This window comes from Acetobacterium tundrae (assembly GCF_008086615.1).
In the GTDB taxonomy this organism is placed as follows: domain Bacteria; phylum Bacillota; class Clostridia; order Eubacteriales; family Eubacteriaceae; genus Acetobacterium; species Acetobacterium tundrae.
Genome location: NZ_RXYB01000010.1, coordinates 32,057 through 52,186, shown reverse-complemented (window position 1 = coordinate 52,186; position 20,130 = coordinate 32,057). Strand labels below are relative to the sequence as shown.

Annotated in this window: 25 protein-coding genes; all 25 read left to right on the top strand. The window is 40.9% G+C overall.

The window, feature by feature from the left end:
- Position 1: 1 nt before the first annotated feature.
- The 25 genes from FZC40_RS09480 to FZC40_RS09370 all read left to right on the top strand — a co-directional run bounded on the left by FZC40_RS09480 (position 2) and on the right by FZC40_RS09370 (position 20,115).
- Positions 2 to 376 carry a hypothetical protein gene (locus FZC40_RS09480; protein WP_148603678.1) on the top strand — a complete coding sequence of 125 codons (375 nt, stop codon included), beginning with the start codon at positions 2 to 4 and terminating at the stop codon, positions 374 to 376.
- A complete protein-coding gene (locus FZC40_RS09475; RefSeq protein ID WP_148603676.1) occupies positions 342 to 839 on the top strand; it encodes a hypothetical protein in 498 nt (165 codons plus the stop codon). The genes FZC40_RS09480 and FZC40_RS09475 overlap by 35 nt, the downstream gene beginning before the upstream one ends.
- Positions 836 to 1,705: a hypothetical protein gene (locus FZC40_RS09470; protein WP_148603674.1), complete on the top strand. Its 870-nt coding sequence runs from the start codon at positions 836 to 838 to the stop codon at positions 1,703 to 1,705. Before FZC40_RS09475 ends, FZC40_RS09470 begins: the two co-directional genes overlap by 4 nt.
- A gap of 14 nt (positions 1,706 to 1,719) precedes the next feature.
- Entirely contained in the window at positions 1,720 to 2,109 is a 390-nt protein-coding gene (locus FZC40_RS09465) for a YqzN/YkzM domain-containing protein (RefSeq protein ID WP_148603672.1), read from the top strand.
- Between the two features lie 2 nt (positions 2,110 to 2,111).
- The gene (locus tag FZC40_RS09460; protein ID WP_148603670.1) at positions 2,112 to 3,524 is read left to right on the top strand and encodes a phage tail sheath subtilisin-like domain-containing protein; all 1,413 of its coding nucleotides are present in this window, start codon (positions 2,112 to 2,114) and stop codon (positions 3,522 to 3,524) included.
- Positions 3,525 to 3,538: 14 nt separating this feature from the next.
- Entirely contained in the window at positions 3,539 to 4,009 is a 471-nt protein-coding gene (locus tag FZC40_RS09455; protein ID WP_148603668.1) for a phage tail tube protein, read from the top strand.
- A gap of 19 nt (positions 4,010 to 4,028) precedes the next feature.
- Positions 4,029 to 4,556, top strand: coding sequence for a phage tail assembly chaperone (locus tag FZC40_RS09450; RefSeq protein ID WP_207706709.1), 528 nt, complete (start codon positions 4,029 to 4,031; stop codon positions 4,554 to 4,556).
- A 23-nt stretch (positions 4,557 to 4,579) separates the two neighbouring features.
- Positions 4,580 to 4,732, top strand: coding sequence for a hypothetical protein (locus FZC40_RS17105; protein WP_186843820.1), 153 nt, complete (start codon positions 4,580 to 4,582; stop codon positions 4,730 to 4,732).
- Between the two features lie 63 nt (positions 4,733 to 4,795).
- The gene (locus FZC40_RS09445) at positions 4,796 to 5,200 is read left to right on the top strand and encodes a phage minor head protein (RefSeq protein ID WP_186843819.1); all 405 of its coding nucleotides are present in this window, start codon (positions 4,796 to 4,798) and stop codon (positions 5,198 to 5,200) included.
- A gap of 5 nt (positions 5,201 to 5,205) precedes the next feature.
- On the top strand, positions 5,206 to 5,871 hold the full coding sequence (locus FZC40_RS09440) for a hypothetical protein (RefSeq protein ID WP_148603664.1): 666 nt from the start codon (positions 5,206 to 5,208) through the stop codon (positions 5,869 to 5,871).
- Positions 5,872 to 6,036: 165 nt separating this feature from the next.
- Positions 6,037 to 9,243, top strand: coding sequence for a tape measure protein (locus FZC40_RS09435; protein ID WP_148603661.1), 3,207 nt, complete (start codon positions 6,037 to 6,039; stop codon positions 9,241 to 9,243).
- Positions 9,243 to 10,781 (top strand): peptidoglycan DD-metalloendopeptidase family protein, encoded by a 1,539-nt coding sequence (locus FZC40_RS09430; RefSeq protein WP_148603659.1) that lies wholly within the window; start codon positions 9,243 to 9,245, stop codon positions 10,779 to 10,781. Before FZC40_RS09435 ends, FZC40_RS09430 begins: the two co-directional genes overlap by 1 nt.
- On the top strand, positions 10,781 to 11,428 hold the full coding sequence (locus FZC40_RS09425) for a LysM peptidoglycan-binding domain-containing protein (RefSeq protein WP_148603657.1): 648 nt from the start codon (positions 10,781 to 10,783) through the stop codon (positions 11,426 to 11,428). Before FZC40_RS09430 ends, FZC40_RS09425 begins: the two co-directional genes overlap by 1 nt.
- Positions 11,429 to 11,444: 16 nt before the next feature.
- Positions 11,445 to 12,452 (top strand): XkdQ/YqbQ family protein, encoded by a 1,008-nt coding sequence (locus tag FZC40_RS09420; protein WP_148603655.1) that lies wholly within the window; start codon positions 11,445 to 11,447, stop codon positions 12,450 to 12,452.
- A gap of 1 nt (position 12,453) precedes the next feature.
- Positions 12,454 to 12,795 (top strand): hypothetical protein, encoded by a 342-nt coding sequence (locus FZC40_RS09415; protein ID WP_148603653.1) that lies wholly within the window; start codon positions 12,454 to 12,456, stop codon positions 12,793 to 12,795.
- Entirely contained in the window at positions 12,796 to 13,242 is a 447-nt protein-coding gene (locus tag FZC40_RS09410; RefSeq protein WP_148603651.1) for a DUF2634 domain-containing protein, read from the top strand. It abuts the gene before it with no gap.
- A 17-nt stretch (positions 13,243 to 13,259) separates the two neighbouring features.
- The gene (locus FZC40_RS09405; protein WP_148603649.1) at positions 13,260 to 14,411 is read left to right on the top strand and encodes a baseplate J/gp47 family protein; all 1,152 of its coding nucleotides are present in this window, start codon (positions 13,260 to 13,262) and stop codon (positions 14,409 to 14,411) included.
- 1 nt (position 14,412) lies between these two features.
- Positions 14,413 to 15,000 (top strand): putative phage tail protein, encoded by a 588-nt coding sequence (locus tag FZC40_RS09400; protein ID WP_148603647.1) that lies wholly within the window; start codon positions 14,413 to 14,415, stop codon positions 14,998 to 15,000.
- 21 nt (positions 15,001 to 15,021) lie between these two features.
- Positions 15,022 to 15,330 (top strand): hypothetical protein, encoded by a 309-nt coding sequence (locus FZC40_RS09395; RefSeq protein ID WP_148603645.1) that lies wholly within the window; start codon positions 15,022 to 15,024, stop codon positions 15,328 to 15,330.
- 3 nt (positions 15,331 to 15,333) lie between these two features.
- Positions 15,334 to 17,406, top strand: a complete 2,073-nt coding sequence (locus FZC40_RS09390) for a hypothetical protein (protein WP_148603642.1) — start codon at positions 15,334 to 15,336, stop codon at positions 17,404 to 17,406.
- Positions 17,407 to 17,427: 21 nt separating this feature from the next.
- On the top strand, positions 17,428 to 17,784 hold the full coding sequence (locus FZC40_RS09385) for a hypothetical protein (protein ID WP_148603640.1): 357 nt from the start codon (positions 17,428 to 17,430) through the stop codon (positions 17,782 to 17,784).
- A complete protein-coding gene (locus tag FZC40_RS17100; protein WP_186843822.1) occupies positions 17,784 to 17,933 on the top strand; it encodes a hypothetical protein in 150 nt (49 codons plus the stop codon). The genes FZC40_RS09385 and FZC40_RS17100 overlap by 1 nt, the downstream gene beginning before the upstream one ends.
- A 38-nt stretch (positions 17,934 to 17,971) precedes the next feature.
- Entirely contained in the window at positions 17,972 to 18,250 is a 279-nt protein-coding gene (locus FZC40_RS09380; protein ID WP_148603638.1) for a hypothetical protein, read from the top strand.
- On the top strand, positions 18,243 to 18,761 hold the full coding sequence (locus FZC40_RS09375) for a phage holin (protein ID WP_148603636.1): 519 nt from the start codon (positions 18,243 to 18,245) through the stop codon (positions 18,759 to 18,761). Before FZC40_RS09380 ends, FZC40_RS09375 begins: the two co-directional genes overlap by 8 nt.
- Before the next feature lies 1 nt (position 18,762).
- Positions 18,763 to 20,115: a GH25 family lysozyme gene (locus tag FZC40_RS09370; RefSeq protein WP_148603634.1), complete on the top strand. Its 1,353-nt coding sequence runs from the start codon at positions 18,763 to 18,765 to the stop codon at positions 20,113 to 20,115.
- Positions 20,116 to 20,130 lie beyond the last annotated feature (15 nt).

Below are 20,130 nucleotides of genomic sequence, written 5' to 3'. Positions count from 1 at the left end.
TATGGATGCTCCTTTTTTTCTAGTGCCTGGTGAACAAATCATGTCATTCACAGTCAAGCGAAAAGACAGCACTGCAACCAATGGCCGAGTGGTTTATGATGCCGTAAAAATTGGATCAATTGAAGGAACAATCAGTGAAGCATCACAAAAAGAAAAATACGAGTGGAAACAAATGGATCACCCAATCACAAATACAATCGTGGTTCGGGGAACTTGCAATGTGATCGCCGAAGATATTCTAGTTGATGAACAGTACCAAAACTATCACGTCCAAGGCGCAACAGATCCGTCGGCACTTGGGTTTTTTACAATTATTTATTGCAAGCGAGTGAGGTGGAGCAATGACGACGAAAATCAAAATCCAGATATCCCCTGACGAATTAGCTAACAACATCAAATTATCAACCCGGGATATCGAAAAGGATATCCGGGACCAAGTGCGACAACGGGCCCAAAACCAGGTGCCTATTGAAATTCGTAACGCCACCATCGTGGTTCTGGCCGGGAAACGCTCCGGGCGCCGATATGGCAAACACATCGCTTCGGCGCCCGGGGAAGCTCCGGCGGTTAAAAGCAACACCCTGCGATTGAGTCACCTGCCGTACCAACACACGGTCGAAGGCAATAATGGCATGACTATTGTTTCAGGCGCCGAGACCAACGTGAAGTACGCAGCAACATTGGAGGATGGCTTTGATGGAATGGTAAAAGCCCGACGAGGGAAAAATAAAAAATACGTTAGCTACCACTTGAAAATAGCGCCGCGACCCTATGTGGAACAGTCAAAGAAAAAAGCCCTGAATAAGATTAAAGAACTGTATCGGGAGGCTTATCGATGATTGACGCATTAGTCTACAACAGTTTAATTGAAATTGACTATCTGAAAACCAATCTTGCAACTTATAATAGCGGCCCAGCTGTGTTTTACGCAGAAGCTGCTAATGATCAGGACAGTAACTGGGGGAAGACAATGTACCCACGGGCTGATTATTATATGGACTGGACCGCTAATGCCGAACGAAAAACGGCTGGTACCTTAATGGTTAACGTTTGGTGTCTAGCGGGAAAAAGCATTATCCCGGAAGATTTTACCGCGCCAATCTGTGAAGCATTGTCAAACCGCTTTTATAAAGATACCGATGGCCATTATTGCACTGTCTGGACTCAGAATGATCCGTTTAATGGGATCACTGAAGAACCAGCTACCATTGGTATCACGATCAGTTTTGATATTATGGCTTTTCCTGTTCAGGCAACATTCTCACCGGATCCTGTAGCTGGAATGCAAAGCTTCATCAAAGCAAACTTTGCGAGCAGTGTGAAAATATTAGGAACAGCGGATACTCCAGACGATACTTTTATCCCGGGAGCATTGGCCATTCCAATTATTTATGTTCGAACCGACAATCAGAGCAGCAGTTTTCAAGACACCTACTCGGTCCGATGGATACAGATTGATCTCTATTTGCATTTGTTTGCCCCTGACGTAACGACCAGAAATACGCTGCTGCGACAGGTCATCAATAAAATGGTAATTGCAGGGGAGTGCATACTTGATGATAAAAGCCCGCTCTTTTTCCAAACTGCCAAAATGAATCTGGCAGCAGATCCGTTAAGGAACGGGCAAATTACAATCAGTTGCCGATTCGGAATTTTAACACCACAAAAGGAAAGCGTTAAGCTTAATCATATTATTATTACTTAAAAAAGGAGTGCACAATGGCAGAAATTACAGATGAACCAAAAGAAGAAAATAGAGAAGATTCAAAAGAAGAAACTGCCGCCGCTGTAGCATCGCCAAATCAGGAAGTTGAAGAAATCCCAGAAACACCTGTAGAAGATACAACGCCGGAAGAAGTTCCAATTGTGGAAAACACAGTAGTAGAACCGCAAAAAGTTGAAGAGCCAATAATGACAGCACAAGCAGCCACAGTGATGCCAAAAGCACCGGAAATTACTTACTCTGCAAAAGAGTTTGCAGTATCAGGTGCTTTTTCATGCCCACCAGAATGTGTCATGGCTGCATTTAAACAAAATAACATTGTCCAAGCAACCCAGGAAGAAGCAAAAAAGACAGTAAAAGAATTTTTAACGCAGGAGGTTAAATAATTATGGGAATATTTTTCACAGCAGGAGAAAAGAAAGTTCGCCCAGGACTTTATAACCGGTATGAAAACGGATCAGCAAAACCAATTGTCGCAGATGGGACTGTTGCAACGGTCTTTGCTGGTAACTGGGGACCACTTAACACGATTAAAGCACTGACGCAGAACGATGACATCAGTTTGATTTATGGAGGCACCGCATCGGAGATCATTGATCGAACCATTGCTGGAGGATCCGGTAAAATTCTAGCCGTTCGTATTGGAACCGGAGGAACAAAAGGCAGCGTAATATTGAAAGATACTACTGCAACACCAGTAAATGCCATCACTGCTACATTGAAGTATGAAGGTGATCGCGCGCTGGGTTATATCATTCGCGATGTTTTAGGCGATACAGCATCGAGAGAACTTATTATTACCGAAAGCGGAACGATTTTAGAAAAAATAACATTCGCAGTAAGCACAACTGGTGAGGTTGATTCGCTAATTGCAGCTGCTGCTAAATCTATTTACGTTGATCTGGCAAAAGTTGATGGATATGCCGGTACCGGAAAACTGGCCCTTGTCGCGTCTGGGACCTTTACAGGTGGAGTTAATCCAACCGTAACAACAGAAAGCTATTCTAACGGATTTTCTCTATTGGAAACTAAGAATTGGGATTGCGTAGTAGTTGATACAAACGACACAGCTGTTCATGCTATACTTTCGGGATTTGTGAACAGAATGTATTTGCTTGGTAGAATGGGATTTGCGGTGATTGGTGAACCATCAAGTGTTTTATATGACACCCGACTGACACATGCCGTTGCCTATAATGATTACAACACGATCTATGTTGGTATGGGATACATCAACGCAGCCGGTGAAAAAATAGAAGGCTGGAAAGCAGCTGCTAATATTGCTGGGCTGGTAGCGGGAATACCATCAAAGAAAAGCATTACGCATACCGTAATCGCTGATGCAGTATCATTAATTGAGACTCTGACCGATACCCAATATCAGAACGCCGTTAGAAACGGAATGATTGCATTCTCGGTATCATCTGATGATCAGGTGTGGGTAGATTCTGGAATCACCACACTTACGGTACCAAGCGGTGAAGATGATAAAGGCTGGGAAAAAATCAAGCGGGTTAAAATCAGATTTGAAATGATGACCAGAATCTCCAATAAAACAGAAAAACTCTCTGGTCAAGTTGACGGAACTGACGATGGAAAAACAACTGTTATCCAAATCGCCCAGGGTGTACTGAATGACATGGTCGCAGAAAAGAAATTAGCAAGTGGTGCGAAAATTGAGCTGGTGACTGATTCATCAGCAGATCCAGATTCCGCATACTTCAATATTACAGCTTACGATATTGATTCTCTTGAAAAATTCTATCTGGTTTATAAATTTAGATTCAGCGAAGCAGCGTAAGAAAGGAGTAACAAATGAATAACGATCAAGCAATATTAGACACTCGAAACCTAATTACAGGAAAAGATGGTCAGGTTTTTGTAACAACTTCATCTGGTAATACTATATTTCTGGCCGAAGTTGATACGTTCAAATCTCAGTTAAATGTAAAGAATACCGATGTACAGCCTGTTGGATCCATGATATCTTTCGCGGTTCCAACTGGATACACAGTTGCTATTTCGTACACCGAAATGGTAATCCGTGATGACGTTATGATGGAAGAGATATTTGAGGATTTACAAAAAGGATATTTACCCACCTGGGATTTCCAGGGAAAATTGAACCGCCGTGATGGTCAAGTATCACGCCAGGTTTATAGAAATTGTGTCCTAGATGGTTCACTCGACTTAATGAATATCACACCAGGCGATGTTATTAAGCGTGCCATGAGCTTTAGATGCAATGCCATCCCTGAAATGTTAGCACTATTTGCAACTGTTTAAGAAAGAAGGAGAAAGTGAAATGAAAGAACAAAACGAAATTATGGTAACGGCTGAAGAGGACGATATTGATTTAATGATGAGCAAAGACGAACTGCTCATGAATGAAGATGCATTACTGTCAGGTTTACTGGAAGCAGCTACTTTTGCTGATGATGAAGAATGCCGTAAAAAGATTGAGATCAAGCGAAACGGTAAAAAATTATATGAATTTACAATCAGGCCTTTGGCTGAAGAGGAAAGTAATGAATGCCTGAAAGCTTCGACCAAGAGACTTCATAACCCCATGGGTAAGAAATATCCAAAAATCGACGGTGAAACCGACTATGTAGCGTTAAGAAGTCGAAAGATTTATACCGCAACGGTTCCAGAAGATCGAAAAAAATTGTGGGATAATCAAAAAGTTAAACGGGCTCTCAATGTTATGACTGCATTGGATGTGATCGACAAGGTACTCCTTGCCGGTGAAAAAAGCCGTGTTGTCGACGAGATCGATGAATTAAGCGGGTTCAATGCCGAAGTTGAAGAAGAGGAAGTCATAAAAAACTAATTGCGGCAGGGGGAGAAACTTACATGATCCATCGCATATGGCAACGGCATAAGGTTCTTCCCTCTGTCATTTTAGGTTTGCGAAACTCCAAAGATCAGGCAGCTAACATGACATATAAATTCATGATTGCTTCTGAACAATTTGAAATGGAAAAGATGGAAGAGGAAAGTGAATAATCACCGTTGAAATTTATTTAACTTTCCTGTATTATGTTAAGAAAAGAGATGCAGGAGGGCGAAATGAATTCCAAAAAGAAGAATAACTCAGAATCATTTATTGATGAAATTAAAAAGGTTCCGGAAGATGTTGTATCAGATTTTCAGAATGGAAAGAGCATATCACAATGCATTGCATTATTGGCGAACTGTGAAAATTTTAAAGGAAAAGAAAAATCAGAATTGAGGGAATGGGTTTATACAGCTAATTCTTTGATTATTAATGAGAAAAGTGCGAAATATGCTGAAGAAAATAATTTAAAGAACGCTACATACAAGATAATCACAGCGGGGAATGAATTGGTGTGTAAAAGATGCGAAAGTTTAAGCAGAAAAAAATTTGTATTAATGGATAGAAAAGCTGGTGAAAACTGCCCACCTTTACATCTTGGGTGTAAATGTGCAGCGGCAATTTATCCAGAATGGTGATTTAAATGAAAAGACGATTTTTTATTGCAATGTTATTCATTTCTTTTTTACTGATATGTGTTTCAGGTTGTGCTGCCAAAGATCCGCTAGTGGGGAAGTGGGAGTTTTATGATGGAGAGGGGAATATCTCAAATTATGAGTTCACTTCAGGTGGTAAAGAGACACAAGATTTTTATCATAAGGGTTCTTGGTCAAGATGGGAATATTCGTATGAATTAAAAGACGGAAATTTGATAATTAAAAACGGTAAATATATTGCTGATGGTGAAACTACTGATGCTGTCGAACAAGAACCGATTCCATACAGTGTTGATGGAGATGTTTTAACAATGAAAGATCATCTTAATTGTGGATATGTTCGAGTAAAAGAATTTACTAATGAATATCAATCTGACGGAAAGACAAAGCCAACAAGTATCTTAAAATCAGGATATGTTTTTTCAGCAGGACAGTATAGTGAGTACTTTGATATACCATCAGGGATTTATGATTTACAATGGGTATCAGGTAGAGGAACTTGCACAGTGATCGATGAAAACAGTAAAATAAGCGGGAATTTTGGAGAAGGAGATAATGATATAAAAGGATATAAGAATGTCGATCTTGGTTCAACATCAAAAATTGAGGTATCTGGAACGTTGAGGATAATGTTTATCCCAAAAAATAATTAAAGCACACTTTTGGGTGATTTTAATAAGAAAAATTATGGCAAAAGCGAATTAGCAAGTTTAGATGAGTTTTTCATTCTTATTGAAAGTGTTTTAGCTGAATAAACAAACGGAGCATCCGAAAGGGTGCTTTTTTAATGCGAAAAATAAAAGGAAAGGAGGGATTTAATGGCAAATAGTAGTGGTGACACCATTGTTATTGATATTACCACCGAGTACAAAGACAATACGGATTCCGGCCTTGAAAAAGCAACGAAAAAAGCGGATAAATTTGCAGAATCCATTGATAAAGCGAAAAAACAAGTTGATTCACTAAAAAATGACAACGCAACAGTAGATATCAAAGCAAATGATCAGGCTACGGCAACCATTGAAAAAACTAAACGAACACTTAAGCAACTGAGTTCGGAAAGTGGAACGGTAACGCTTCGGGCGAAAGATGAAGCCTCAGCGGCCATTCTAAAGACTAAAAAAATTCTTGATGAGTTAAACGGTAAAACGGCCAAACCAACGATCAGCCTGATCGATAAGGCTTCTTCGATGTTAAATGCGGTCACAGAAAAAGTTAAATCGGTATCTGGCAAGGTCTTTAAATTTACGGTTAGTATTGTTGATAAAGCGACTGCACCGATTCGAAGTATCTTGGATTATGCTACGTCAATAAAAGGTATCATTACTGGCATTTTCGCGGCTCTTGCAGCCAATGCCGTTATTGCAAACCCGGTTAACATGGCTGATACCATTAGCACCGCGATGATCGGATTTGAAACAAAGCTGGGTAGCCAAAATTCAGCACAGGATTTTATGAATCAGATTGAGCAATTTGCAATTGCAACGCCATTCAGTACCAATGATCTGATCGGAACCTCGCAGCAAATGCTGGCAATGGATTGGGACCCGACAACTTTAATCTCAGACTTAGATAAGATTGGCAACGCTGCTGCAGCAACAGGCAAAGGATCTGAAGGGGTAGAACGTATAACTCTGGCGTTATCGCAAATGCGTTCAAAAGGAAAAGTCAGCGCAGATGAAATGCTGCAATTGACTGAAGCCGGCATTAATGCATGGCAATATTTAGCCAATACAATGGGTAAGACTGTCCCAGAAGTGCAAGCTATGTCTGAAAAAGGCCTCATTCCGGTTGAAACTGCAATCAGCGGTATTATCAGTGGTATGAGTGAATTTGACGGCATGATGGAAAAGACCGCCAACAAAACCGTTTCCGGCTTAAAAAGCCAAATCGAAGATACATTCGATACTAAGCTTATTTTAAAATGGGGCCAGGGATTGCAATCCGGCGGTATTACTGCATTATCATCAATTAACGACTGGTTAGGAAAGAACTCTGAAAAAATAGCAGAGTGGGGAAATAAGTTAGAGGATATCGGCTCACAAATGAGTGCTGCTGCTGGGAAAATGGCTCAGGAAATGCTAAATGGACTTGATACCGCTATGAACAGCAAAGAATTTGACAACGCTGATTTGTTTGGAAAAGTCGGGATTGTTTGGGATGATGTTATCTCAAAACCTTTGGAAAAATGGTGGGCCAGCGGAGGCGAAGCCCGAGTACAGGAAATATTTAACGATGTCGTAACCACGATTAGTAAAGTGTTGGAAGAAGGAGTTCAGCTTGCTTTCAAAGCAGCATTCTCTAATGGAATTACCGGAACAATTGCGGTTGCATACGGCCTTAAAACAGGGCTCAGCCTTGCAAAGGGATTAAAGGATGGAATCGGCGCTGCTGGAGATATTTTCAGCAAAATAAAGGAAATCACAGGAATAGGAAAAGCTGCTGCAGAAGGTGCAGAAGGTATTAGCCTGCTTGCTAAAGCTTCTGGGATTCTTGGAAGTGCATTAACTGCCTTAGCAGGGCCGATTGGATTAGTAATAGCAGCTGTTGGATTAGCGGCCACTGGAATTGCAATTTATACACAAAAGCAAAAAGAACATCGAGAAGAACTCTCAAAGTTGGGTGATACCTATACTGACACTGTCAATACAATGGATAATGCTCAAAAGGCATATGATCAAGAAACTGCGTCATTAAAAACAAATACCGGTCTAATATCTGAATATAACGATTTAAAAGGACAAATTGCTTCTGGTGATTTAAGTAGCGATGATCAAACCGCCGCGCTGTCACGGCAGGAAGTGATTCTGACAAATTTAAAAGAGTTATATCCAAAGGCTTTTGGGGTTGGGGTATCGGTTGAAGATGGACTTGCAAACGCTCAAAGTATGATTGATAAAGAGCAAATATATCAAGATTTAGTGTTGCAACGTGCAAAACTGGATTATTCTCAGATGTTAATTGATATTTCATTGAAAGTTCCAGATATTCAATCTGAAATGCAAAAAATACAAGATGAGTTAAATGGCGAACATGGATATTTAGAAACGGGCGTGAAGTTAAAAGCGACAACAGACAGTTTCACTACTTTACAATCTGATATAAATCAATACAATATCCAAATTGGAAGCGGCGTTGATATGTCGCCACTTAAAGAAAAAATACTTGAAGAAGCTAAGGCGATGAATAGCAACAATGAATTTGGCCCTGTTTTTGGAGCAGACATTGTAGCAAGTATCACAAAATCAATTTCAAATGATACAACCCTTAGCCAAGCTCTTGCTGACAACGTTACGAGTGCTCAAAACAGCGCAATTCAAGCTCTTAACGATAATGCCAGCAAGATAGTTAATGATCAACTGCAGCTATCTGGTTATCAGCAGCAATTAGACTTACTGAGCCAAGGAACAGATACTCTTGATAAAAGCACAAGTAATCTTGGTACAAATATTGCTGCCAACCAAACAACGGTCAACACGGTAAATGATACCGCTTCAGACACTCTTGATAAAACCCAGCAAACTGATACTGCTGCAAAAAGTGCTTCTGACAATTCAAAAACAGTCGCAGAAAATACCCAGAAAGCCAATGATGATCTAGATGCTGTAGGGGGTAAAGTTGATACAGCTGTCAATAAATTAAGCGAACTCAAAGGCGCTATCGGCGAATTGGACACCAGTGGTATTACCGGACAACTTGAAGCATTAACCGGAACAGCTGATACGGCATTGGAAGCAATTAAGAGTATTGTCGAGACAAAGAGTACTGAGGCTGTCGCTCAGGCAGAAGCGAAGTTCGCTGAACTTGCACCCTACGTTAATGGAATGACACCACAGTTTTACATCATAGGTCAGGCGATGATTCAGGAATTAATCGGCGGTATCAATAGTATGCAGGGAGATGCCGAAACTTCTGTTGAAGATATGGTCAATTTACTGGTTGAAAAATTCAAAACTGGTTTGGGCATACACAGTCCCAGTACCGTTCTTCATTCGAAGGCGGCGGATTATCCATCTCACAATTAATGTCAACATTGGGAAGCTCATCCGGCGATGTTTTAAAACAGATTGGTGCCAATTTTGCATCAATTGGCAGCATCGGCAGTGGTACTTATACTGGAGCTGGTGGTCTAATGTGGCCAACTGATGCGAATGACATTACAAGTTACTTTGGGTATCGCGATGCCGGTGATACAAATGGCATCGGCAGTACCTACCATGAAGGCGTCGATATTGGCGCATCCGAAGGTTCGCCAGTTTATGCAGCCGGGAGTGGCATTGTTACTCTGGCAGGAGAAAACGGTGGCTATGGCAACATGGTCGAAATTGATATGGGAAACGGGCTGGCAACCTGGTATGGACATTTGTCCAGTATCCTGACACAGGCAGGTGCAAGCGTCAATGCCGGGGATCTCATCGGGTTAGTTGGCAGCACCGGAAACAGCACCGGGCCACATTTGCATTTTAGTACACTGGTTAATGCTGTCCAGGTTGACCCGGGAAGTATGTATGGATTCAGTGTTGGAACGCGTTATTTGCCAACAGATATGCCGATTATGGCACATGAAGGTGAAATGATTGTTCCGAAATCCGAAAATCCCTATGCAAACAGTGGCGGGACAATCCTGCCATTCCCAAGTATTACCGAAACAAATGATGACGGATACAGTACAAATGACATTAAAAAATCGGGTAGCAATGTGGTGAAACTGTTCAAAGACGGTGTCACCGACATGAAAGATCCGGTCACCGTAACCATTACGGAATTCACAGATAATGTCATTAAAATATTTAAAGACACCTTGGATGCAGCAAAACTGACAACAGGAAGTACCGGAAGTGATGCCAACTGGCAGAACGGCGATGTAACCTCATGGATTAAACAAGCAATGGACATCACCGGTGTTACGGGCGATGACAACTACGAACATTTGATGGAAATCGCACAGAATGAATCAGGGGGCGATCCCAGTGCAATTAATGATTGGGATTCAAACGCGATGGCTGGAACACCAAGCATCGGCCTGATGCAGACGATCCAGAGCACATTTGATGCTTACGCTAAGGATGGCATGAACGACATTTATAATCCGGTTGATAATGCTGTAGCAGCAATCAACTACATGATTGATCGCTATGGATCTGTTATGAACACTGGTACTCATGGTTATGCAACCGGAACGTCATCGGCACCTGCAGGTCTGGCATGGGTTGGCGAAAAAGGACCTGAACTCATGAACTTCCGAGGTGGTGAAAACGTGGTTAACACCGATGAATCTGCAAAAATTGTTGATCTGCAGGCAGCTAGAGCAAAAAGAGCGAATGCTTATGCATCAACAGCAGCGGATTCTACGAATAGCGACAGTGGCGATCAACCATCATTTGAAATCAATCTTGGTGGTATCAACATCACCATTGAGGGAAGCAGTACAGGCAGTACCGATGAAGTCATTGCAGCTTTACAGGAGAAAATGCCAGGTATTGCTAATGAACTATGTGTGGAGATTGCTCGCCAACTGAAACAGCTCTATGAAGGAATGCCAACGAAAGTAGAGGTAGCATAATGGAAATTTACATCACAGATCTGACAACAAATGAATCGATTCAAATACCCATGTTGCCTGAAAAAATCCCTGTAACATTTGAGGGATCTTTTTTATCATACGACGTTTTGAATGTAGGGGAGGTAAAAATCCCCTCAGGTTCTAAACTGACAGGCATTAAATGGGATGGGATTTTCCCTGGAGAATCTCGAAAAAACGAACCGTATGTGACAAATTGGAAAGAACCAAAGGAATTTCACAATTGGCTTAACAATATTAAAATCAATCAGCATAAATTGAGAATCTTAATTACCGAAACCCCCATTAATTTGGATGTTTATCTTGAATCTTATGTCCCTGAATTTTCCGGTGGGTTTGGTGATATCAGTTACAATGTTTCGTTTTTTGAAGGTAAAGATATCAATATTTCAATCGAAGTAAAGGACGCTGGCGCGGCAACAGTACCTGACGAACGCCCAACAGCACCAGATCCACCAGCTGAGCAGAAAAGCACTTATACCGTTGTCAGCGGCGATTGCTTGTGGGATATTGCAGGCGCTCAACTTGGCGATCCAACGCGTTGGCCGGAAATTTATGATTTAAATCGGGATGTAATCGGCGACGATCCAAATTTGATCTATCCAGGTCAGGTTTACACATTGCCATAAGAAGGGAATGAGCAGAATGATCAATCCAGCAACAACAGATTACAAAGTTATGTTATTACGTGGCGATGGGAACAAATACAACATCAGTCAGATTTTAACAGATTTAAATTGGCAGGAAGCTGAGGGTGATTTTGTCCAGAAAGCCACCATCAGCTTGGCCAACATCAAAACCAGTGCCGGTATGTCCACGGAACAGCTCCTTTCTTTATGTTCGTTAGTTTTTATATTTGCAAACGACAAAGAAGTTTTCAGGGGCGAGATTTGGGAACATGATGATGCCACAAAGCCTAACACATCAACAGTCACAATCACCATTTGTGATCGGATGATTCGATTTAATCAAACAAAAGAAAGTGTCTATTATCCTGAAGGACAAACAACAAAAATTTTGTGTGAACAGACGTGTCAACGTAGTGAAACACCAATCAAGTACAGTTATGTTGACTATACTCATGGAAAAATCGTGTTTAAGAATAAAAACGTCGAGGACCAACTCAATGAACTATTAACAGAGGCGCAAAGCAAAAACACTGGTACAAAATTTGTGTGTCAGTTCGAAGAGGGAATATTAAAAATACGCCCGCGAGGTTATAACGCTGATGTGTATGTCTTAGCTAATGATGATAATGGAAAAGCATGTATTACCGGAATTGAAGTTAAAACTAGCCTTTCAAACTTTGTTTCACGGGTTAACATTTTAGGGAAAGCTGATACTGATGGAAGGGAACCGATTGAGAATATCATCGATGGTGATCTGCAGTATGGCGTTTTGACGGAAATTATATATCGAGATGACACTTCGACGTCGGATGATGCAATCACACAGGCAAATACCATGATCACCGAACGAAATAAACCAGCTGAAACAATCACATTTAGTGTTCCAGATGTTCCATTTATAAGAAAGGGACATAAGGTTAAATGCCTATATTCCGAAGGAATCAACGGATATTTTTATGTTTTATCTGTCACCCACAATGCTACGCAACGGACAATGGATTTAAAACTCGAAAGGGCGGTGTAATATGGCAGGAAAAATTAATGGATTCAATGAGTTAGCACTCACGATCCATAAGCGAATAGAGGCTGTTGGTGAAACTTCACTCATTATTGATTTTGGGCAGATAAACGAGGATGGCAGCTTAAGAACCAATAGCTATCCTCAAGATGTGCCGTCTAATAGTTACCTGATTTGTGGCAATCTTTTGGACAATGACTGCACCTGCGAATCAGCGGGCGACCCTGCGCATGCCCACGCTATCAAAACAGAAAAGCGGATTGCCATTGGCGCACGTGTCGTTGTTGCATGGGTTGGAAATGATGCCATTGTGGTGGATGTCATGAAAACAGCATCGGAGGTGTTGTAAATGGCACAATTATTTCCAACATTTACTATCCCGCAAATGATAACAAAAAGCAATTCAAATGCTAAGAATCAGAATGTCACTTCTTATTATTTCGATTTTGAAAAAGGCGACTTTCGAATCGATGGGGCCGGTAAAAGTGTTATGGCTTCGCCGGTTGAAACATGGATACATTGGTGTATCAAGGCAGTTAATACAGAGCGTTACAACTGCCGAGCTTATTCAAAAAATTATGGTGCAGAATGGTCACAACTGGATGGGTATGACAGCCAAAAAGCAAAAGAAAGTTGGATCGAGCGAACTATCACGGAAACGCTTCTAGCGGATCCGCTCAAACGAACTTCATTCGTCAAGAATTTTGTATATGATTGGGATACTGATAGCGGCATTATAACTTTTGCGGTTGTTGGCCAAAAAGGAATGGAGGCAACACTTTATGTACAACTATAGAAAGAAGGTGAGGAAGATTGGCTGAAATTATCGATTTTGAAGCACCTGATTTTTTGAAAAATCAGACTGAGAATGAAATTCATACAGAAATGCTGGCGGATATGGCAGAGCAGAATCCTAATAGGGATATGACAGAGGGAAGCGTCTTCTGGGATCTTACCCGGCCAACTGCAAAAGAAAAAGCTCGAATGGTTGGCTTTACCTTAACTGAAGCAATAAAAAACATGTTTCCAATGTGGAGCTATGGCGCCAACCTGGACTGGAAAGCGACGATCCGCGGAATGAATCGAAAAGCAGCACTTTTTGCAACTGGAACTGTTACTGTAACTGGAAAAGCTGGAACTGTTATACCTTCCGGTTTTATTTTTAACACAGAATCAACCTATGGAAAATCAAGCGTTTTGTTTAAAACAACAGAAACTGCCGTTATCCCAGGGACGGGAACCGGACAAACAGTGGATATACATATAGAAGCTTACTCTGCAGGTGCCATTGGGAATGTTGCGGCAGGAACAATCACCATGCTGAATACATCATTAAAAGGAATTGCCTCAGTGATCAACGCCAGTAAAACCAAGGGAGGAAGTGACCGGGAAAGTGATGATTCTTTGATCCAGCGAATACTCGACTTTGATCAGCAACAAGGAATTTCATTTGTCGGATCTGACGCGGATTATAAACGCTGGGCGCTGGAAGTTACAGGAGTTGGCGGAGCCGAAGTTATACCGGCAACGGCTGGATCTGAAACAGTTACTCTGGTTCTTACGGATAGTAATGGTCAACCGGGGAGTAGTGACCTATGTACCCAAGTTTATAATCACATCATGTCGCCAAATGATCGGTCAAGCAGGTTGGCAGGAACCAATGACATTTTGTCCGTGATCGCTGCAAAATCACTGACGATCACCATCAACGTCACCGTGATCACCGAAGACAGCAGGGGAATTAATGATATTAAAAATGATCTTTATACCGCTTTGTTGAGTTACTACAAAACAGCGGCAGCACAAAACGTGGCTCGAATCAATGAGATCGGGGGTATTTTAATTGACATCAAAGGTGTGGCAGATTACAGTGGCTTGACATTAAATGGGAGCGCTGCCAATGTGACGATCTCTACGGATGAAATCCCCGTTACCGCTTTAACTGACATCACGGTGGTGACATAAAATGAGAATCACATCGGAACAAACACAGGCCATACTGACCAGCAAAGAAGCTCAAAAGATAATTGATTATATTTCTCCGATTTATAGTAATGGTCCCGTTGCGTTAAGCATTTTAAATGCGATCGGCAAACAACTTGATGATCTGGATGAGTGGGTTGGCCAATTGTGGACTGAGATTAATCCGCTCACAGCAACTTGGGCATTAAAATATTGGGAAATTAATTTTGGTTTAGCTGTGAACAGTAGTTTGAGTTTAGAAGAACGCCGAACCCGGCTATTGAAGAAAATGATCACCCGATCACGGATGACGCCATATAGTATTGAGTATTTAGCAAAAAACATTTGTGGGCGTGAGATTGAAGTTGAGGAAAACACAGCTTACCGGAAATTTGACGTTAATATTTATTCAGGTGACACTATGGTAGAGCTGGCTGCAGTAAGGAGAGGCATCATTGAATTCAAGAAATCCCAGCTTTACTTTGATTTGTTTATGACAATCAAAGGCTCGATCGCCATCGGGTGGAGTACAGAATATTTTTACTATAGCTATCCAGAATGTGGAGCGTATTTATGCGGGGAATTACCATGATGAAAGAAGAGGTGAAAGCGATTGGCGATTTTTAATACAACTTACCTGACGGGCATCCGTACAAAGATCACAAACGATGTAGCAAGTGCAAAATTTAAAGTTGGAGAGACACTCTACAAGGCATCAATCCAAACAAAAAGCGTTGCTGATGATACCATCACAATTGTTTTGGAATGTTCCGGTATGCCAAGTGGAAATCAAACGATCACGGAAATATTTCTATATGATAGTAACGGTGCTATTATAGCATCAAAAGTTGAATCGGTTTTGAAGGCTGCGAATCAGGCATGTGTGTTTTTTAAATTTAAAATACCAATAAAGGAGGTGTAACGGATGGCTTATACAAAAACGCAGTGGCAGGATCACGTAACAACCTATAATAATCGCTATACTGAGACAGAAAATGCCGATGGGAGCATCAATCTGACAAAAGTACAAGGGGAAGTAATCCAGCAGGGAACGCCAATGAGTGCGGAGAATTTCAACAAATTAGAAGCTGGGGTGGAAACAGCTCATGAAACATTGGATGCTCACATCGTAAATACAGATGTGCATATAACATCAGATGAAAAAGAAGCTATTGAGAAAAATACTACAGATTTAGCTAGTCACACCGGTAACAGCAACATCCATCTCACATCAGAACAACACGTTGATCTAATTGATGGTACTGATACCACTTTGCATTTTCATTCAGCTGACCGTGATAGAGAAAATCACAGTGGTAAACAGTTGTCGAGTACGATTTCAGACTTTGCAGCCTCAGTGCGAACAACGGTATTAACTGGTTTAAGCACAGTGACAAACGCGGTTATAGACGCTACTGATACAGTTATATCGGCTCTGGGAAAGTTCCAAAAGCAGATCACGGATCACAAATCGGATTATACCTTGCAAGTGCCATATGCCGGCGTTACAACAGGCAGTGCAAATACCTATGCAATCACAGCACCTACGATCACAGCATTGTCGGCAGGTATGGCGGTCAGTGTAAAATTTAACTTCGACAGCACCGCCGCCAGCACATTAAACTGGTGCGGATTGGGTGCAAAACTAATTAAAAAAGCAAACGGAGCCGATGTAACGAACTTGAAAGCGGCGGGAATTTACACATTGAGGTACGATGGTACAAATTTTATCTTACAGGGTGAAGGAGCTTCCGGTAATGCTGCAGCGTCTGACCTTCTCTCTGGCAAAACGGCAAGTGTAGACGCTGGCGAAATAACGGGAACGATGCCAAACAAAGTCAATGCAGGAATTATAATTACACCAGGAACTATAGATCAAGCAATTGCACAAGGATATTACGACGGTGCTGCTACAGATGGAAAAGTTCTTGGTGATGCGGATTTGATTCCTAGTAATATAAGAAAAGACACTAATATTTTTGGCGTTGTTGGGAATAAATTGGAATACGGTACAGGCGATAAAGTACCAGCGAATAGGCTTGGCTTAGGGTCTCTATATTTAAAGCCTGTTATGGGTTCCCCAGTGAACCAAACTTATTATAGAATCGCCTTTGTAGACGAAACAAATGATCTAATTTATGTTGTTGCTGGGGGATTTTTCTATAAAGTTAGACTTAGCACTGGGGTCGTTATTGGTGGCTATAACGAAGGGTTGACTAACTATGAGTCAAAGACTCTGTATGACAATGTAAATAAAGTTATGTATATAATCATGAATAGTAGTGGGACAGATTATTTAGCAAGAGTTGTTTTATCAAATATGAGCGGTACATATACTACCATAAATGGTAGTTATTGGGTCAAAGAAATGTATACAGATGGTACATATCTTTATTTAATAGTATCTTATGGTCAGTCTTTATCGTGGTGGAAGTATAATTCAGCATTCACTTTAGTAAGCTCAACCAACCTTGGTGGCGTTGGAGCATACAATAATTGCGTAATGTCTAAAAACAGTATTTATGCTTATGCCACTAGAAGCGGAATAAGCACCATGCGAATAAATATGCTGACTGGCGGTTATGACTTAATTTTACCAAATACAGTTGAATATTTTGATACAACAGGTGATGGCTATATGATTAGTGTTTATGGAATTGCCCCAATAACAGTTAAAAAATATTCACCCGGATCAAATAATGTAATATGGGCTACAACATTGCCAACGGCATTTACACAAGGTGGGCCACCCACAATTTTTACAATTGGATCATACTTGTATGTATCCTCGAAAGGTGGATGTATTGTAAAAATGAATGCTTCAACGGGTGAATGTGTAGGTATAAATAATTATACTTCTTGGAATGGAGTAATTAATGCAATTAATGGCGTTACAGATATTCAGGTAAAAACTGGAAGTAATGTAATATATGGTATATTGTATCAAGGCAGTTACTTGATATTTAAGCTGGTAGAATCTTTAGATTTAAGCAATTAAAGGAAGGAAGGAATACAAACAATGATATTTATAGGGAATTTTGATAAAATTAATGCGGAAAAATACAAAGTTGGGACTATCCATTACATGCCGTTTGATAAAATTGATGGAATGGGAGAAACTGAAGAACAAATGTTAACTCACGGCGCATTATTGGAAAGTCTAGCCGAACCAGAGGATAATGGAAAAACTTCGGAGTTGTTTTTCAATCCGTTAACAAAAACAACGTACTATGAATATGTAGATACCCCGAAAACAGAAGCGCAGATTCAGGCTGAAAAAATTGCAAATTTAATGGCTGAAAATGTACAACTAAAAGCAGATCAGAAAGCTACATCTGATGCACTAGCAGAATTTATTTTAGGAGGTACTGTTTAATGATAGCTAAATTTTTTGCTCTAAGAATTATAAATGGCGATAACACGTACATAGAAGTAGTAACTGCAAAGCCAAATTATAAAACGGGCATAGATGCCTACTTAACCGAAAACGGCCATGCAGAATTGATTGTTACGGCAGCAGCTTAACGGCTGCTTTTTTATTACAAAAAATAAGGAGGGGGTTTATGTTTTCGACAGTTGAGATTATCAGCATGCTTGCGGCAGGGGTAAGCATTCTATTTGGCTTCTCACAATGGAGAAGATCAGATAATAAGGATGCGGAGCGGTTGGGGGTTATAGAAACGAAGCTGGAAAGCATTTTGGATGATTTGAAGTGCTTGATTCAAAAGATTGATAAAAGTGACAGTAGATTCAATGTCATTGATCAGAAAATTGTAAAACTTGAAGAGCAGGTGAAAACTTGCTTTTCTTTGATTAATAGGGAGGAAAAAAGAAATGATTAATTGGAAGATAAAGGTACAAAATTCAGCATTCTGGATCACGATTATACTTGGTGTATTCGGTATAATTGGAACATATTTTGGAGTATCAGGGTCAGACATGACAACATGGAAAGCAGTAACGGATACGTTAGGGGCGGCAATTGCTTGCCCATACGTTCTCGGAATGATTGCTTGGTTTGTATTATCGCAATTCTTTGATTTTGGCACATTAGGTTTCAAGGATTCAGTCGTTACTAGAGCCAAAATAGCATTATCGCAGACTGCTGAAGATATTATAAAAGAGCAATTAACAAAAGAATCGGAAGAAGCAAAAGAAGCAAAAGAAGCAAAAGAAGCAGCGGTTGAAAACAAGGATAATACACTGACACCGGCTAAAACTGAAAAAACAACTGCTACAGAAGCATCACCCACGACAGTTGTTATACCAAAAAGTCAGGACACCGTTGTATCACCGACAATAACCAATGGCACGGTAATCACTGCAGCTCCCATAGAACAACAGGTGCAATAATATGTGCGCGTTAGGAAAAGGCACAGATGTTTCAGAATGGCAAGGGGGTATAGATTTTGGCGCTATGTACCAAGATCTACTCTCTGAAGGAGAACCATTCTGTGGGATTAGATATGGCGATGGATCGTATATCGATTCGAATTTTGATAGCAACATGACTAATGCCATTAATTCAGGATTTAAGCAGTTATTAACTTACCACTTCAGCCGTGCCGATAATGCGGACGAAGCGCGAGAAGAAGCAAGCCGGATTATCGCGGCAACAAGAGTCTACGGCGAAAATATTATTATTGCCATAGATTTGGAGGATTCCAGCCGTTCCGATGTTGCGGAAGAAGTGGCAGAAGCATTTGTTGATCAGGCCGAATCGATGGGGTTTAAGGGGAAAGTATATGCATCCACAAGCTGGTGGAATAGCTATTTATCTAAAGATTACTTTTCGGAACGCGCGTGGGCGGCTCAGTATGGCCAGAACACCGGGTATCAAGATCCATCAGACGTCCCCGATGTTATATTTGGTATTTGGCAATATTCTAGTGCCGGATCGGTCGCGGGAATTGACGGGAATGTAGATGTTAACTGGCTACTCAAAGACTGGTGGGGCGTTGCAAACCCAGTAACAGCTGCAGTGGATACAGAGGCGCCAACATCAGACATTCCAATTACGGATTGCAACCCTTGTTTTGGCGATAAGTATAATATTTATTTGCATAATGTTCAGGATAACGGCGGATCTGGCGTACAATCTGTTAAGGTTGCAGTATGGACATTGGGCAACGGTCAAGACGATTTGCAGTGGTATGATATGCTACATAGTGCGCCGGACCAGTGGATGTTTACGGTCGATTTAAAACAGCATGGGAGATGGTTGGATACATATATGAATCATATTTATATTTATGACGGTGCGGGGAATCAAACATTTGCAGGGGCAGTTGAGATATCGGTGCAGGATGCGGATTTGAAGGCTACTGCTGACGTTAAAGTTGAAAAGCAAATAGTGGTTGATAATGATAGTGCTACCAATAGAGTTAATGTCCATAACATTCAATACACAGAAATGAGCATTGATGAAGTTCGGGTTGCATGTTGGAAGGATGATGAAGAGCCAGTTTGGAATAACACTCCATTAATCTTTGATCCATCTAACAATTCATATTCTGATAACATATTTATACCAGATCGGTATAAAGGAAGTGGCAAATACAACGTTCATGTCTACGGATGGAACCGAGTCAATGATAAGAGTATTTGGCTAGGGCTAGATACTTTCACGGTGATTTCGCAGGAAGAGCGAGATGCACAGCAAGATAAAATCATTGCAGATCTAAAAACAGAATTGGAAAAGAAATAACTTAATCATAGGCCA

Bases quoted from the DNA above. Each gene is read 5' to 3' on its own strand.
- FZC40_RS09480 (WP_148603678.1), top strand. From the start codon at position 2: ATGGATGCTCCTTTTTTTCTAGTGCCTGGTGAACAAATCATGTCATTC.
- FZC40_RS09475 (WP_148603676.1), top strand. From the start codon at position 342: ATGACGACGAAAATCAAAATCCAGATATCCCCTGACGAATTAGCTAAC.
- FZC40_RS09470 (WP_148603674.1), top strand. From the start codon at position 836: ATGATTGACGCATTAGTCTACAACAGTTTAATTGAAATTGACTATCTG.
- FZC40_RS09465 (WP_148603672.1), top strand. From the start codon at position 1,720: ATGGCAGAAATTACAGATGAACCAAAAGAAGAAAATAGAGAAGATTCA.
- FZC40_RS09460 (WP_148603670.1), top strand. From the start codon at position 2,112: ATGGGAATATTTTTCACAGCAGGAGAAAAGAAAGTTCGCCCAGGACTT.
- FZC40_RS09455 (WP_148603668.1), top strand. From the start codon at position 3,539: ATGAATAACGATCAAGCAATATTAGACACTCGAAACCTAATTACAGGA.
- FZC40_RS09450 (WP_207706709.1), top strand. From the start codon at position 4,029: ATGAAAGAACAAAACGAAATTATGGTAACGGCTGAAGAGGACGATATT.
- FZC40_RS17105 (WP_186843820.1), top strand. From the start codon at position 4,580: ATGATCCATCGCATATGGCAACGGCATAAGGTTCTTCCCTCTGTCATT.
- FZC40_RS09445 (WP_186843819.1), top strand. From the start codon at position 4,796: ATGAATTCCAAAAAGAAGAATAACTCAGAATCATTTATTGATGAAATT.
- FZC40_RS09440 (WP_148603664.1), top strand. From the start codon at position 5,206: ATGAAAAGACGATTTTTTATTGCAATGTTATTCATTTCTTTTTTACTG.
- FZC40_RS09435 (WP_148603661.1), top strand. From the start codon at position 6,037: ATGGCAAATAGTAGTGGTGACACCATTGTTATTGATATTACCACCGAG.
- FZC40_RS09430 (WP_148603659.1), top strand. From the start codon at position 9,243: ATGTCAACATTGGGAAGCTCATCCGGCGATGTTTTAAAACAGATTGGT.
- FZC40_RS09425 (WP_148603657.1), top strand. From the start codon at position 10,781: ATGGAAATTTACATCACAGATCTGACAACAAATGAATCGATTCAAATA.
- FZC40_RS09420 (WP_148603655.1), top strand. From the start codon at position 11,445: ATGATCAATCCAGCAACAACAGATTACAAAGTTATGTTATTACGTGGC.
- FZC40_RS09415 (WP_148603653.1), top strand. From the start codon at position 12,454: ATGGCAGGAAAAATTAATGGATTCAATGAGTTAGCACTCACGATCCAT.
- FZC40_RS09410 (WP_148603651.1), top strand. From the start codon at position 12,796: ATGGCACAATTATTTCCAACATTTACTATCCCGCAAATGATAACAAAA.
- FZC40_RS09400 (WP_148603647.1), top strand. From the start codon at position 14,413: ATGAGAATCACATCGGAACAAACACAGGCCATACTGACCAGCAAAGAA.
- FZC40_RS09390 (WP_148603642.1), top strand. From the start codon at position 15,334: ATGGCTTATACAAAAACGCAGTGGCAGGATCACGTAACAACCTATAAT.
- FZC40_RS09385 (WP_148603640.1), top strand. From the start codon at position 17,428: ATGATATTTATAGGGAATTTTGATAAAATTAATGCGGAAAAATACAAA.
- FZC40_RS17100 (WP_186843822.1), top strand. From the start codon at position 17,784: ATGATAGCTAAATTTTTTGCTCTAAGAATTATAAATGGCGATAACACG.
- FZC40_RS09380 (WP_148603638.1), top strand. From the start codon at position 17,972: ATGTTTTCGACAGTTGAGATTATCAGCATGCTTGCGGCAGGGGTAAGC.
- FZC40_RS09375 (WP_148603636.1), top strand. From the start codon at position 18,243: ATGATTAATTGGAAGATAAAGGTACAAAATTCAGCATTCTGGATCACG.
- FZC40_RS09370 (WP_148603634.1), top strand. From the start codon at position 18,763: ATGTGCGCGTTAGGAAAAGGCACAGATGTTTCAGAATGGCAAGGGGGT.